The organism is Streptomyces venetus, from assembly GCF_039540295.1.
GTDB lineage: Bacteria > Actinomycetota > Actinomycetes > Streptomycetales > Streptomycetaceae > Streptomyces > Streptomyces venetus.
In genome coordinates this window covers 1,113,493-1,126,998 of record NZ_BAABET010000001.1, presented here as the reverse complement: position 1 = coordinate 1,126,998, position 13,506 = coordinate 1,113,493, and the positions used below count along the sequence as shown (strand labels likewise).

At 72.5% G+C, this 13,506-nt stretch carries 10 protein-coding genes and 2 rRNA genes; 7 read left to right on the top strand and 5 right to left on the bottom strand.

Translation table 11 applies throughout. The annotated features are described in order from the left end of the window. Positions 1 to 105 (top strand): 23S ribosomal RNA (locus ABEA82_RS04850); the annotation flags it as partial. An 86-nt stretch (positions 106 to 191) separates the two neighbouring features. Further along, positions 192 to 308, top strand: a 5S ribosomal RNA gene (gene rrf / locus ABEA82_RS04845). A gap of 99 nt (positions 309 to 407) precedes the next feature. On the opposite strand, the gene ABEA82_RS04840 is transcribed toward rrf, so the two are convergent. Genes ABEA82_RS04840 through ABEA82_RS04820 form a run of 5 tightly spaced genes read right to left on the bottom strand, consistent with a single transcriptional unit; the run spans position 408 to position 6,048 of the window. Further along, positions 408 to 1,718 (bottom strand): DUF58 domain-containing protein, encoded by a 1,311-nt coding sequence (locus tag ABEA82_RS04840; RefSeq protein WP_345660088.1) that lies wholly within the window; start codon positions 1,716 to 1,718, stop codon positions 408 to 410. Continuing rightward, positions 1,718 to 2,707 carry an AAA family ATPase gene (locus ABEA82_RS04835; RefSeq protein WP_345660127.1) on the bottom strand — a complete coding sequence of 330 codons (990 nt, stop codon included), beginning with the start codon at positions 2,705 to 2,707 and terminating at the stop codon, positions 1,718 to 1,720. The genes ABEA82_RS04840 and ABEA82_RS04835 overlap by 1 nt, the downstream gene beginning before the upstream one ends. Further along, a complete protein-coding gene (locus tag ABEA82_RS04830) occupies positions 2,707 to 3,903 on the bottom strand; it encodes a DUF4350 domain-containing protein (protein WP_345660087.1) in 1,197 nt (398 codons plus the stop codon). Before ABEA82_RS04830 ends, ABEA82_RS04835 begins: the two co-directional genes overlap by 1 nt. After that, a complete protein-coding gene (locus ABEA82_RS04825) occupies positions 3,900 to 4,637 on the bottom strand; it encodes a DUF4129 domain-containing protein (protein WP_345660126.1) in 738 nt (245 codons plus the stop codon). Before ABEA82_RS04825 ends, ABEA82_RS04830 begins: the two co-directional genes overlap by 4 nt. 37 nt (positions 4,638 to 4,674) lie before the next feature. Then, on the bottom strand, positions 4,675 to 6,048 hold the full coding sequence (locus ABEA82_RS04820) for a DUF7847 domain-containing protein (protein WP_345660086.1): 1,374 nt from the start codon (positions 6,046 to 6,048) through the stop codon (positions 4,675 to 4,677). A gap of 140 nt (positions 6,049 to 6,188) precedes the next feature. Between ABEA82_RS04820 and mtnA the strand changes: the two genes are divergently transcribed. The 5 genes from mtnA to ABEA82_RS04795 all read left to right on the top strand — a co-directional run bounded on the left by mtnA (position 6,189) and on the right by ABEA82_RS04795 (position 13,373). Continuing rightward, entirely contained in the window at positions 6,189 to 7,337 is a 1,149-nt protein-coding gene (gene mtnA, locus ABEA82_RS04815; protein WP_345660085.1) for an S-methyl-5-thioribose-1-phosphate isomerase, read from the top strand. A gap of 187 nt (positions 7,338 to 7,524) precedes the next feature. Further along, on the top strand, positions 7,525 to 8,214 hold the full coding sequence (mtrA, locus tag ABEA82_RS04810) for a two-component system response regulator MtrA (RefSeq protein WP_003990656.1): 690 nt from the start codon (positions 7,525 to 7,527) through the stop codon (positions 8,212 to 8,214). 1 nt (position 8,215) lies between these two features. Then, complete coding sequence (mtrB, locus tag ABEA82_RS04805) at positions 8,216 to 10,516, top strand: MtrAB system histidine kinase MtrB (protein ID WP_345660084.1); 2,301 nt, start codon at positions 8,216 to 8,218, stop codon at positions 10,514 to 10,516. Then, complete coding sequence (locus ABEA82_RS04800) at positions 10,506 to 12,332, top strand: LpqB family beta-propeller domain-containing protein (RefSeq protein WP_345660083.1); 1,827 nt, start codon at positions 10,506 to 10,508, stop codon at positions 12,330 to 12,332. The genes mtrB and ABEA82_RS04800 overlap by 11 nt, the downstream gene beginning before the upstream one ends. A 144-nt stretch (positions 12,333 to 12,476) precedes the next feature. Continuing rightward, on the top strand, positions 12,477 to 13,373 hold the full coding sequence (locus ABEA82_RS04795) for a ComF family protein (RefSeq protein WP_345660082.1): 897 nt from the start codon (positions 12,477 to 12,479) through the stop codon (positions 13,371 to 13,373). Positions 13,374 to 13,506 lie beyond the last annotated feature (133 nt).

The window sequence follows — 13,506 nt, the reverse complement described above, 5'->3', positions numbered from 1 at the left end:
TTGATGGGGTAAGGCTCCCAGTAGACGACTGGGTTGATAGGCCGGATCTGGAAGCACGGTAACGTGTGGAGGTGACCGGTACTAATAGGCCGAGGGCTTGTCCTCAGTTGCTCGCGTCCACTGTGTTGGTTCTGAAACCACGAACAGCCCCACGTTGCCACAGCGTGGTGCGGCTGACAGTTTCATAGTGTTTCGGTGGTTATAGCGTAGGGGAAACGCCCGGTTACATTCCGAACCCGGAAGCTAAGCCTTACAGCGCCGATGGTACTGCAGGGGGGACCCTGTGGGAGAGTAGGACGCCGCCGAACAATTTTTGGGAAAACCCCCGCACCTTACGGTGCGGGGGTTTTCTGCGTTCAGGGTCCCCTTCCGGGGATCTTGTTTCGTTTCGTTGTTTCGTTGTTTCGTCAGAGACGACCGGCTGCCTTCAATGCCAAGTACGCGTCCGCCAGTGCCGGCGCCAGGTCGTCGGGGGTGGCGTCCACGACCGTGACGCCGTGGCGGCGGAGTTGTTCTGCCGTGCGATGGCGTTCGGACTGAGCCTGGGCGGCCGCGGCTGCCTCGTAGACGGCGTCGACGTCTCCGCGTGCCGTGGCCATTTCCGTGATGTGCGGGTCCGCCACCGATGCCAGCAGGACCGTGTGGCGTTGGGTGAGCTGGGACAGGACCGGGAGCAGGCCCTCTTCGATCGGGGCGGCGTCCAGCGTGCTGAGGAGAACGATCAGGGAGCGGCGCGGGGAAGTGCGCAGTGCGGTGGCCGTGAGACCTCGGGCGTCCGTCTCGACGAGCTCGGGTTCGAGCGTGGCCAGCGCGTTGACCAGGGATGGGAGCAGGTCACCTGCGGTACGGCCCTGGACGAGGGCGCGGGTCTTGCGGTCGTAGGCGAGGAGGTCCACGCGGTCGCCGGCGCGCGAGGCGAGGGCTGCGAGGAGCAGGGCCGCGTCCATGGAGGCGTCGAGGCGGGGCGCGTCGCCCACGCGGCCTGCCGAGGTACGGCCGGTGTCGAGGACCAGGAGGATGTGGCGGTCGCGTTCCGGGCGCCAGGTGCGTACGGCGACAGCGGACTGGCGGGCTGTGGCGCGCCAGTCGATGGAGCGGGTGTCGTCGCCGGGGACGTACTCGCGCAGGCTGTCGAATTCGGTGCCCTCGCCGCGGGTGAGCACGCTGGTGCGGCCGTCCAGTTCGCGCAGGCGGGCCAGTTTGGAAGGCAGGTGCTTGCGGCTGGTGAACGGGGGCAGGACGCGTACCGTCCAGGGGGCTTTGTGGGTGCCCTGGCGGGAGAAGAGGCCGAGGGGGCCGTACGAGCGGATGGTGACCCGGTCGGCCTGGCGGTCGCCACGGCGGGTGGGGCGCAGGCGGGTCGTCAGACGTCGGCGTTCGCCCGCGGGGACCGTGAGGTGGTGGCGGGAAGCCGTGGGTTCCGTGCCGGGCAGCCAGCTGCTGGGGGGCCAGGCGTCGCGGAGGTGGGCGCGGAGGGGGCGGCGGGACGGGTTGGTGACCGTGAGGGTCACGTCCGCCGTGTCGCCCAGACGTACGGAGGTGTCGCCGGAGCGGGTCAGGCCCAGGCGGCGTACGGGGGCGGCCAGCGCGAAGTCGCAGGCGCAGGCCACGGCCAGGGGGGCGTTGACCGCCAGGATGCCCGTCCAGCTGGGCTCCCAGATGCCGACGGGGAGGGAGCCCAGGGCCGCGAGGAGGGCGGCGCGTCCGGTGAGTGCCATCAGCGGGGGACGGGGACGTGGGCAAGGATCGCGTTGATGACGGAGTCGGCTGTCACGCCTTCCATTTCTGCCTCCGGGCGGAGCTGGACGCGGTGGCGGAGGGTGGGGAGGGCGAGGGCCTTCACGTCGTCGGGGATGACGTAGTCGCGGCCCGTCAGCCAGGCCCAGGCACGGGCGGTGGCCAGGAGGGCCGTGGCGCCTCGGGGGGAGACGCCGAGAGTGAGGGACGGCGACTCGCGGGTGGCGCGGCAGATGTCGACGACGTAGGCGGTGATCTCGGGGGAGATGGTCGTCTTGGCGACGGCGGCGCGGGCTGCCGCCAGGTCGGCCGGGCCCGCCACGGGGCGTACGCCGGCGGCGTGGAGGTCGCGTGGGTCGAAGCCCCCGGCGTGGCGGGTGAGGACGTCGATCTCGTCCTGGCGGGAGGGGAGGGGGATCGTGAGTTTGAGGAGGAAGCGGTCCAGCTGGGCTTCGGGGAGGGGATAGGTGCCCTCGTACTCCACCGGGTTCTGCGTGGCCGCCACCAGGAACGGGTCGGGGAGGGGGCGGGGGGTGCCGTCGACGGTGACCTGGCGTTCCTCCATGGCTTCCAGGAGGGACGACTGGGTCTTGGGGGGCGTGCGGTTGATCTCGTCGGCGAGGAGGAGGTTGGTGAAGACCGGGCCGGGCTGGAAGGAGAACTCGGCGGACCGGGTGTCGTAGACCAGGGAGCCGGTGACGTCGCTGGGCATCAGGTCGGGGGTGAACTGGACGCGCTTGGTCTCGAGTTCGAGGGCGGAGGCGAGGGCGCGGACCAGGAGGGTCTTGGCGACGCCGGGGACGCCTTCGAGGAGGACGTGGCCGCGGCAGAGCAGGGCGACGACGAGGCCGGTGACGGCGGGGTCCTGGCCGACCACGGCCTTGGCGATCTCGGCGCGCAGGGCCTCCAGGGCGTCTCGGGCGGTGCCCGGGTCCCCGGTCTGCCCGGCGTTGTCAGTGGTCGGGTCCATCATGGACGGCGTACCTCTCTTTCGAGGGCGTCGAGTCGGTCGGCGAGTGCGATGAGTGCTGCGTCGTCGCTGGGCGGTGGTCCGAAGAGGAGGGCGTGCAGGTCCTGGCCGTCGCCGTGGAGGTGGGCGGACAGGGCGGGGAGCAGGGCCTCGGGCGTGTGCGCCTGGGTGACGGGGACGCCTACGAGGGGGGCGAGGCGGGTGCGGGTGGTGGAGCGAAGAGCGCTTGCCGCGCGGTCGCGGGCGTCGGCCTTGCGGTAGAGGCGGGCGCGGCCTTCGGCGGTTTCGGAGGCGCGGATCGCGACGGGGAGTTTTTCGGGCACGAGGGGGCCGAGCCGGCGTGCGCGCCAGAGGGCGGCCAGGGCTGCGGCGATGAAGAGTTGCAGGGTGCCCCAGAGCCAGCCCGAGGGGAGCAGGTCGAAGAAGCTGCGCTCGTCGTCGGTGCCGGTGGCCGAGGCGTCGGAGAGCGAGGGGAGGTACCAGACCAGATGGGGGCGGGAGCCGAGGAGTTGGAGGGCGAGCGAGGCGTTGCCCTGCTCGTCGAGGCGGTCGTTGAGGAGGATGTCGGGCGCGCCGAGGAGGACGGTGTCGCCGTCCCCGGTCGGGTCCGGGACGCGCAGCAGGGTGGCCAGGCGCTCGCTGGGGTAGCACGCGTCGGCGTCGAGGTGGGTGGTGCTGTAGCGGACGCCGCCGGTGTCCGCGCTTCCGGCGCGCCGGGCGGCGGGCAGGTCGCAGTCGGGGGAGAGCGTGGAGTCGAGGCTGGTGGCGGGGTCGGCGGTGACGCCGGGGGCGAGCTGTTCGACGGAGGCGCTGCCGGAGGCGACCAGGACGGTTCGGCCGCCGCTGTCGGCGAACGCGCTGTGCAGGCGCGACTGCTGACTGCGGGTCAGCAGGTCGGGTACGGCGACGAGGAGGGTCGTGTCCGGGCCGGTCGCCGCGGTTGCCTCGTGCAGCGTGGTGACCACGCGGGTGTCCACGCCCCGGTCGGCGAGGAGTTCGGCGACGGCGCGGCTGCCGCCCGGGTCGGCGGAGCGCGGGTCGAGTTCGCCGTGCCGGGCGTCGGAGCGGATCACGGCGATCGCGATGGCTCCGGCGAGGAGCACCACGAGGGCGAGTGCGATGCCGCGCGTGCGGGTCCACAGTTGGCGGGCGGTGGGCGAGGCCGAGGTGGACGGGAGGGTGGCCTCGGTGGTCATTCGGCGGCTCCCTGGTGGGTGTCGGGGGCCGTGCTGTGGGCGCTGCTGGTCGCGAGCTGGGGTTTGGTGCGTTCCAGGTCGCGGTCGAGTTCGGCGATGCGGTGGTACGACTGCTCGGTCGCCGAGCGGCCGCCGTACGTCACGTCGTCGAAGTCGTGGGCGGCGGCGCGCAGTCGGTCGGTGTGGGCGGGCAGGGCCCGGCCGGCTTCGGCGGCGGCCTCGTCGGCGGTGCGGCCGGGGCGGACGTCGAGGAGGGCGCGTTCCTCGAGGGCGCGGACGAGGGCCCGCATGCGTTCCTGGACGGCCTGGTTCCAGTGGCCCTGGGCGGCGTGTGCCTCGGCGGCCGCGCGGTGGTCGGCGGCGCTGCGGGGGCGGTCGTCGAACAGGGTGGCGGAAGAGGTGGGTTGGCGGCGCGGGGTGCCCAGGCGCCACCACAGCGCGGCCACGAGCGCGACGACGGCCAGAATGATGACGACCAGGCCGAGTGTGCCGCCGGGTGTCGCGGTCGAGGCGGCGTTGAGGAGTTTGCCGAGCCAGTCCCAGAAGGCGTCGAGGGCGCGTTGGATGAGGCTGGGGTCGTTCTCGTGGTACATCCGCTTGGACAGCTCGCGCCGGGCCGCTTCGCGCGCTGGGTCGCGCGGGGTGGTGAGCGGTGGCTCGTCGGTGGAGCCTGCCGACGACAGCGCGGAGATGTCGCCGGCGCTCAGCAGCGTCCGTATGGAGGTGCGTGTCAGCACCGCTGTGAGAGGTTCCCCCGCCCAGCTCACCCCATCAGCTCCCCGGGGTCGCGCCGGGGGCGGTGGAGCCGTGGCTCTGGACGCCGGCGGCGCGGGCCAGTTCGAGGTCGAGGGCCTCGCGGCGGATGCGCTGGTCGATGTAGAGGAGGACGGTGACGCCGGCCGTGATCGGGAACGTGATCATGGAGCCGATCACCGAGCCGATGCCGCTGACGATGAGGAACGTCCAGCCGAGGCTGGAGCCGCCGCTGTTGAGCCAGCCGGTGATGCCGTCGCCGCCGAGGGCCGCGGCGAGGAAGGTGAAGGGGATGACGATGATCGAGGCGACGACGTTCGCGATGATCGTGGCGAGCAGCTGGATGCCGAAGATCCGCCACCAGGTGCCGTTGACCAGCTTCGCGGAGCGGCTCATGGCCTTCTTGATGCCCTGCTTCTCCAGCATCAGGGCGGGCGAGGCGAGGGAGAAGCGGATCATCAGCCAGAGGGCGACGATGCCGGCGCCGATGATGCCCAGCACGGTGAGGGCGACGCCCGGGCCGGTGCTCCCGGAGAGGGAGAGGAAGAGGCCGGGCAGGGTGCCCACGGTGACGATGCCGGCGGTGATGAGCAGCAACAGGCAGATGAGGCCGAACAGTTTGGCGACCTGAGGGCGGGCGTCCCGCCAGGCCTCGCCGATCGTCACCGACTTGCCGAGCACGGCGCGGCTGGTGACGGTGGTGAGCAGGGCGGTCGCGATGACCGTGCCGACCAGGGAGATGACGAAGACGACGGTGGAGTTGAGCATGGCGTCGCCCATGGCGCGGCTCAGCTCGTCGAGGCCGGCGTTCGGGTCGTTGAGCGCCTCGCTGCTGGAGTTGTCCAGGACGAGGCCCTGGAACAGCACGACGATGACCTCGGTGAGGACCGCGACGGTCAGGGAGATGCCCAGGACCGTGCGCCAGTAGGTGCGCATGGTGGAGACGGCGCCGTCGAGGATCTCGCCCACGCCGAGAGGGCGGAGCGGGATCACGCCGGGTTTGGCCGCGGGCGGGGGGCCGCCCCAGCCGCTTCCCCAGCCGCCGTAGGCCCCGGGGCCCGCGGGGCCGCCGTAGCCTCCGGGGCTTCCGTATCCGCCGTGGCCGGCGGGGCCGCCGGGGGGTTGGGTGCCCCAGCCTGGTCCGGGCGGCGGGGGCGGGGGTGCCTGGCCGGGGCCGGCCGGGCCGCTGGGGGCGGACCACTGGGCGGCTGGCGGCTGGTCCTTGGACCACTGCGGGCCGGGGCCCTGCGGGGCCTCGCCCGGCTGGCTCGGCTGGTCGGCGGAGGGCGCGGGGCCGGGGCGGTCGGTGGGCTCGGCAGGGCCGGACGCGTCAGGCTCGTGTCCGTCGGACGGGGCGGATCCGGGCGAGGCCCAGCCCGGAGTGTCGTTCATCGTCGCTCCTTCACGGTGCCCGTCCGCGGACGCGGCGGCAGGTTGGCAGCCATCGTGCCATGGGGTGGTCTTCGAGTGACCGGCGGCGGTATGGGCTGCGCACCTTCAATTGTCCGCTCGTTAGGGGGCAGACTGACGGCATGGCTGATCAGTACGCGTACAGCGGCGATGACAAACGGCCGACCGGGTTTCCGGCGATCCGTTGGGAAGAGCCGCCGGAAGGTCCGGTTCTGGTCCTGCTCGACCAGACGAGGCTGCCTGCTCAGGAGGTCGAACTGGTCTGTACGGACGCGCCCGCGCTCGTGGAGGCGATCCGCTCGCTCGCCGTGCGCGGGGCGCCGCTGCTCGGTATCGCCGGGGCGTACGGTGTCGCGCTCGCCGCCGCGCGGGGCTTCGACGTGGGCGAGGCCGCGGCCGCGCTGGCGAGCGCCCGGCCGACCGCGGTGAACCTGGCCGTCGGTGTGCGCCGGGCGCAGGAGGCGCACGAGGCCGCGCTGGCCAAGGGCGGTGACGTCCGGCAGGCGGCCGCGGCGGCGCTGGCGGCGGCGCGGCAGCTGCACCGGGAGGACGCGGAGGCCAGTGCGCGGATGGCCGAGCACGGGCTGGCGCTGCTGGAGGAGCTGGTGCCCGGGGGTGGCCATCGGCTGCTCACCCACTGCAACACCGGTTCGCTGGTGTCGGGCGGGGAGGGGACGGCGTTCGCGGTGGCGCTCGCGGCGCACCGGACGGGCCGCCTGCGGCGTCTGTGGGTGGACGAGACGCGTCCGTTGCTGCAGGGTGCGCGTCTGACGGCGTACGAGGCGGCGCGCAGCGGGATGGCGTACACGCTGCTCACGGACAACGCGGCCGGGTCGCTGTTCGCCGCGGGTGAGGTGGACGCGGTGCTGATCGGGGCGGACCGCATCACGGCGGACGGTTCGGTGGCGAACAAGGTCGGGAGTTATCCGCTGGCGGTGCTCGCGCGGTATCACCATGTGCCGTTCATCGTGGTGGCGCCGGTGACGACGGTGGATCTGGAGACGCCGGACGGGGCGTCCATCGAGGTCGAGCAGCGTGCCGGGCACGAGGTGACCGAGCTGGTGGCGCCGCAGGTGCCGGTGGCCGGGGCGGAAGCGGGTGGTGGGATTCAGGTGGCGCCGCTGGGGACCACGGCGTACAACCCTGCGTTCGACGTGACTCCGCCGGATCTGGTGACGGCGATCGTCACGGAGGAGGGTGTGGTGTCGCCGGTGACGGCCGGGGCGCTCGCGGAGGTGTGTGCCCGCTCGCCCCGGGCGGTGGCGAGCTGAGCGGTGGGGCTGCCGTGGCTGGAAGGGGGCTGCCCGGTTCCGGCGCCCCGCCCCGTCGGCGCCCTGCCGCCGTGCGTCGTCGAGATCAACAGTGGGGGGACGAGGGCAGACAGTCGCGCTTGCTGCGACTATGGTCACTGGCGGTGACCTACCTCACCACTGCCTTCGCCACTGTTATGAGAATGGGATGATGTCGTTTATGAAGGGACGAGTCCTTGTCGTCGACGACGACACCGCACTGGCCGAGATGCTCGGCATTGTGCTGCGTGGTGAGGGTTTCGAGCCGTCTTTCGTGGCCGACGGCGACAAGGCGCTGGCCGCCTTCCGCGAGTCCAAGCCCGATCTGGTGCTGCTCGACCTGATGCTGCCCGGCCGGGACGGCATCGAGGTGTGCCGTCTGATCAGGGCGGAGTCCGGGGTGCCGATCGTGATGCTCACGGCGAAGAGCGACACCGTCGACGTCGTCGTGGGCCTGGAGTCCGGTGCCGACGACTACATCGTGAAGCCGTTCAAGCCGAAGGAGCTGGTGGCCCGGATCCGGGCACGGCTGCGGAGGTCGGAGGAGCCCGCTCCGGAGCAGCTCGCCATCGGTGACCTGGTCATCGACGTGGCCGGGCACTCGGTGAAGCGGGACGGGCAGTCGATCGCGCTGACGCCGCTGGAGTTCGACCTGCTGGTCGCGCTCGCGCGCAAGCCGTGGCAGGTGTTCACGCGCGAGGTGCTGCTGGAGCAGGTCTGGGGCTACCGGCACGCGGCGGACACGCGTCTGGTCAACGTGCATGTGCAGCGGCTGCGCTCCAAGGTCGAGAAGGACCCGGAGAAGCCGGAGATCGTGGTGACCGTCCGTGGCGTCGGGTACAAGGCAGGGCCGAGCTGACATGTCCGGCGACAGTGCCGCTTCGGCGCCCGGCCGGTCCGGGGCCCGCCCGGGGCGGCCTGTCGGGCGGAGGAGGACCGGCTCCCGCTGGGGACGGTTCCTGGAGAGCGGGCTGCTGCTCCAGGGCGGGGTCCAGGGCAGCCCGGTCATCCGGCTGTTCATGCGGTGGGTGCGTCGGCCGTTGCTGCCCGTCATGCGGCTGTGGCGGCGCAACATCCAGCTCAAGGTCGTGGCCACCACCCTGCTGATGTCGCTGGGCGTGGTCCTGCTGCTGGGGTTCGTCGTCATCGGGCAGGTGCGCAACGGGCTGCTGGACGCCAAGGTGAAGGCGTCCCAGAGTCAGGCCACCGGCGGGTTCGCGGTGGCCAAGCAGCGGGCCGACGAGGCGGCGAGCGGTACCGGTGACGACGTCGCCACGGCGGACGGGCGTCCCGCGCAGAACGTGACCGAGTGGATGAGTGACCTCGTCTCGTCGCTGTCCAGTGGTGGCCAGGGCGCCTTCGACGTGGTGACGCTCCCGGCCTCCGACGCGGACGGCCCCGGCGGCCGTGGCCAGCGTGCCTCCGGCGAGGTGAACTGGAGTACGAGCGTTCCCGTGGCGCTGCGCGAGCGGATCGGCAGCAGTACGACTGCCGCCCAGATCTACACGCGCATCACCTACAACAACGCCAGCAAGGATTCCCAGCCGGGCCTGGTCATCGGCAAGCAGGTCAACGATCCCAACGGGGATCCGTACCAGCTCTACTACCTCTTCCCGCTGACCCAGGAGGAGAAGTCGCTGAGCCTGGTCAAGGGGACTCTCGCGACGGCCGGGCTGTTCGTCGTCGTCCTGCTCGGGGCCATCGCCTGGCTCGTGGTGCGCCAGGTCGTCACGCCGGTGCGGATGGCGGCGGGGATCGCGGAGCGGCTGTCCGCCGGGCGGTTGCAGGAACGTATGAAGGTCACCGGCGAGGACGACATCGCGCGGCTCGGTGAGGCCTTCAACAAGATGGCCCAGAACCTTCAGCTCAAGATCAGCCAGCTGGAGGACCTGTCGCGGATGCAGCGCCGCTTCGTGTCGGACGTGTCGCACGAGCTGCGCACGCCGCTGACGACCGTACGCATGGCCGCGGACGTCATCCATGAGGCGCGTGAGGACTTCGACCCGGTGACCGCGCGGTCGGCGGAGCTGCTCACCGACCAGCTGGACCGGTTCGAGTCGCTGCTGGCGGATCTGCTGGAGATCAGCCGGTTCGACGCGGGTGCGGCGGCACTGGAGGCGGAGCCGATAGACCTCAGGGAGGTCGTGCGGCGCGTGGTCAGCGGGGCCGAGCCGCTCGCGGAGCGCAAGGGCACCCGGATCCGGGTGCTCGGCGATCAGCAGCCCGTCGTCGCCGAGGCCGACGCCCGGCGCGTGGAGCGTGTGCTGCGCAACCTCGTCGTCAACGCCGTCGAGCACGGTGAGGGCAGGGACGTCGTCGTGAAGCTGGCCGCGGCCGGCGGTGCGGTCGCGGTGGCGGTGCGGGACTACGGAGTCGGGCTCAAGCCGGGTGAGGCGACCCGCGTGTTCAGCCGTTTCTGGCGGGCCGACCCGGCACGCGCGCGTACCACGGGTGGTACGGGTCTGGGGCTGTCCATCGCCCTGGAGGACGCGCGGCTGCACGGCGGCTGGCTCCAGGCGTGGGGTGAGGCGGGCGGCGGATCGCAGTTCCGGCTGACGTTGCCCAGGACCGCGGACGAGCCGCTGCGGGGCTCCCCGATACCGCTGGAGCCCAAGGACTCGCGGCGGAACCGGGGGCTCGACGACGCCGGTCTGCCGTGTGGCGGAGGGGACGCCGAGAAGCGGGCGACCGTGCCGGCGCAGTCGGCGAGCGGGCCGGTGCCCTCGGGGCCCGCCCGGGACCCGATACCGCCGCGGGCGGCCACCGTGCCGCCCACGGCCGATCCGACGGCGCTGCCCGGCAACGGCGCGCGCGTGGTGCCCCGGCCCGCTTCGGGCACGGGTGCGCGACGCGCGGGGGACGAACCGGGGGCGGCGGAACGGTCGGCACCCGAGGAGGGCGTGGATGATGCTGCGGGCCCGGCCGGCGACACTGCGATGAGCGGTCCCGGAAGCTCCGCCGGTAACGGTGGGACGGACGGGACGGACGGTGCGGGGAGCTCCGCCGGTAACGGTGTGGTGGGCGGTCGGGCCGGATCCGCTCGGGATCGGGGTGCGGGTGGGCCGCGGGGTGCGGACAGGGACAACGGAACCGCGGGTTCGGGCCGGGAAGCCGAGCCGGGGGACGCGGACAGGCAAGGGGAGGCATCTCGTGGGCGCTGACCGCGAGGGGCGTGGTCGGCGTACGCCCGCGCGCGTCATGGCGTACGCCGCCGGTGGTGTCCTGCTGCTGGCGGGGTGTGCCTCGATGCCGGACAGCGGGGATCTGCGCGGCGTGGAGTCCACCCCGCGCCAGGACACCCAGGTGCGGGTGTTCGCCGTGCCGCCGGGTGAGGACGCGCCGCCGTCGGAGATCGTGCAGGGCTTCCTGGAGGCGCTCACCAGCGACGATCCGCACTACAGGACGGCGCGCCAGTACCTGACCGCTGAGGCCGCGAAGACCTGGCGGCCTGAGGTGTCCACGACGGTGCTGACGGACGGGCCGGGTGCCAAGGCCGAGGGCCCGGGCGGCCTGGAGGACACCGGTGAGATCACGTACCGGCTGACCGGCGCCAAGATGGCGACCGTCGACGCGCAGCAGGCGTACGCGCCGGCGACCGGGGCGTACGGCAGGACCGTGCACCTGACGCAGGACGCGAAGACCGAGCAGTGGCGGATCGACGCGCTGCCGCAGGGCGTCGTGATGGGCGAGTCGGACTTCCAGCGCAACTACATGTCCGTCAACAAGTACTACTTCGCCTCGAACGCGGTGGAGGCCGGGGACTCGCAGCCCACCGCGGTCGCCGACCCCGTCTACGTGCGCCGGCGGGTGGAGCCCATGACGCAGACGGTGCGCTCCCTGCTGACCGGGCCGACGCGGTGGCTCGGGCCGGTGGTCAGGTCGAGCTTCCCGACCGGGACGGCGCTGGCGAAGGGCGCCGGCGCGCTCACGCCCGACGACCGCAACAAACTGACGGTCCCCCTCAACGACAAGGCCGCGGGCATCGGCACCAACCGGTGTCAGGAGATGGCGGCCCAGTTGCTGTTCACGCTGCAGAACCTCAGCCCCGCGGTGGACGAGGTCGAGCTGCGGGCCGACGGGGCGGAGCTGTGCTCGCTCACGCAGGAGGCGGCCGATGCCGCGGCCTTCCGCAGCTCGGTGCGCCGCCCGGACTACCTGTACTTCGTCGACGCCAAGGACCGGCTGGTACGGATCCCCGCGGGCAGCGCCGACCCCGAGCCGGACCAGGCGCCGGGGGCGCTCGGTGAGGGCGACACGGCGCTGCGGTCGGTGGCGGTGTCGCGTGACGAGCACGCCGCGGCCGGTGTCGGCCTCGACGGCCGGTCGCTGTACGTGGGGTCACTGGTCTCGGGCGGTTCGCTGGGGGAGCCGCTGCTGCGCAGCCAGGGCCGCACGGAGCAGGACCGGCTGACGACGCCGAGCTGGGACGCGCACGACGGCCTGTGGGTCGCCGACCGTGATCCGGACCATTCCCGGCTGCTCCTGTTCGAGGAGGGCAAGGGCGATCCGCTGGAGGTGCGCACACCGCATCTGGACGGGCGGATCCAGGCCGTGCGGGTGGCCGCCGACGGGGTGCGGATCGCGCTCGTCGTGGAGAAGGGCGGCAAGAAGACCCTGCTCATCGGGCTGATCGAGCGGGAGGGGAAGCCGGGCAAGCAGGCCGTCAGGGTGGTGGAACTGCGCTCCGCGACGCCTGAGTTGGAGGAGGTCACCGCGATGTCGTGGGCCGGGGACAGCCGGCTCGTGGTGGTCGGGCGCGAGCACGGTGGTGTGGAGCAGATGCGGTACGTCCAGGTGGACGGTTCCACGCCGGACGTTCCGGCGCCCGCGGCCCTGACCGGCGTGAAGGACGTCACCGCCGCCGAGGACGACCAGCTGCCGCTGGTGGCGTACTCGGTGGACGGGATCGTCCGGCTGCCCTCGGGCGCGCAGTGGCAGAAGGTGACGGAGGGGACGGCGCCGATCTATCCGGGGTGAGGTGTCGCGCCCCGGGGCGGTGCCGCCGCACGCTCGTGGGAGCGGCCGCTGGGAGTGTCCGCCGGGAACGATCGCCGGGAGTTGTCCACAGGCCGTTGTCCACAGGGGTGGCCGGGTGCGGTCGCTGTTGGCAGAGTGGTGGCCATGCAGGGGTGGTGGCAGGACCTCACCGACCTGGTGCTGCCGGCTGAGTGCGGGGGCTGCGGGAGGCCTCGTACGGTGCTCTGCGCGAAGTGCCGCGCGGCGCTGAGCGGAGCCGCGGCACGCTCGGTGCGGCCGGTGCCGGAGCCGCCCGGGCTGCCCGTGGTGCACGCGGCGGCTCGGTACGCGGACGAGGTGCGGGCGACGCTGCTGGCCCACAAGGAACGGGGCGCACTGGCACTCGCCGGTCCGCTCGGGGTGGCTCTGGCGGGAGCGGTGCGGTCGGGGCTGGAGAGGGCCCGGGCCGGGGGCGAAGGTGCCTGGATCAGGGGCGGCGGGGCTCCTGTGCTGCTCGTGCCCGTGCCGTCCGGGCGGCGTGCCGTGCGGGCCCGGGGGCATGATCCCGTGCGGCGGATCGCGCTCGCGGCCGCGGGCGAGCTGCGGCGGGGCGGGATTCCGGCCCGGGTGCTCGGTGTGCTGCGGCAGCGGCGGACCGTGGCCGACCAGGCGGAACTCAACTCCCAACAGCGGCTGGACAATCTCGCGGGCGCGCTGGCGGTGGCGCCCGGTGGTGCCGGGCTGCTCGCCGAGGGGCCGGTCGTCCTCGTCGACGACGTGATGACCACGGGGGCGTCCCTGGCGGAGGCGGCGAGGGCCGTGCGAGCCGTGCGGGCGGAGACGGGGCCGGTTTCGAACGCTGCGGGAACTGGGGTCGTGTACGGGGGAGAGACGTGGGAAAGCAGAGAAGAACAGAACGTCGGACCGACGCGAGAGAGGACGGGCCGGCGACCCGGTCGGCAGGTGATGACGGGCCCGGGTGGCGCCGGCGCAGACGTCGACGTGGTGTGCGCGGCTGTGGTCGCGGCACCACCGGACTCTTTTGAAATAAACCGGAACTGACCGAGATCTTGCGTCGTTGCAGGTTACGAGAGGGCCTATTCACCTGAACGGAGGTACGCCGCAGTAGAGGGTGACGACATCCGTCCGGGCGAGATATGTTCGGTTGAGAGGGAAAGCCGCAGGCCACGCCTCT

Bases quoted from the DNA above. Each gene is read 5' to 3' on its own strand.
- ABEA82_RS04840 (WP_345660088.1), bottom strand. From the start codon at position 1,718: ATGGCACTCACCGGACGCGCCGCCCTCCTCGCGGCCCTGGGCTCCCTC.
- ABEA82_RS04835 (WP_345660127.1), bottom strand. From the start codon at position 2,707: ATGGACCCGACCACTGACAACGCCGGGCAGACCGGGGACCCGGGCACC.
- ABEA82_RS04830 (WP_345660087.1), bottom strand. From the start codon at position 3,903: ATGACCACCGAGGCCACCCTCCCGTCCACCTCGGCCTCGCCCACCGCC.
- ABEA82_RS04820 (WP_345660086.1), bottom strand. From the start codon at position 6,048: ATGAACGACACTCCGGGCTGGGCCTCGCCCGGATCCGCCCCGTCCGAC.
- mtnA (WP_345660085.1), top strand. From the start codon at position 6,189: ATGGCTGATCAGTACGCGTACAGCGGCGATGACAAACGGCCGACCGGG.
- mtrA (WP_003990656.1), top strand. From the start codon at position 7,525: ATGATGTCGTTTATGAAGGGACGAGTCCTTGTCGTCGACGACGACACC.
- mtrB (WP_345660084.1), top strand. From the start codon at position 8,216: ATGTCCGGCGACAGTGCCGCTTCGGCGCCCGGCCGGTCCGGGGCCCGC.
- ABEA82_RS04795 (WP_345660082.1), top strand. From the start codon at position 12,477: ATGCAGGGGTGGTGGCAGGACCTCACCGACCTGGTGCTGCCGGCTGAG.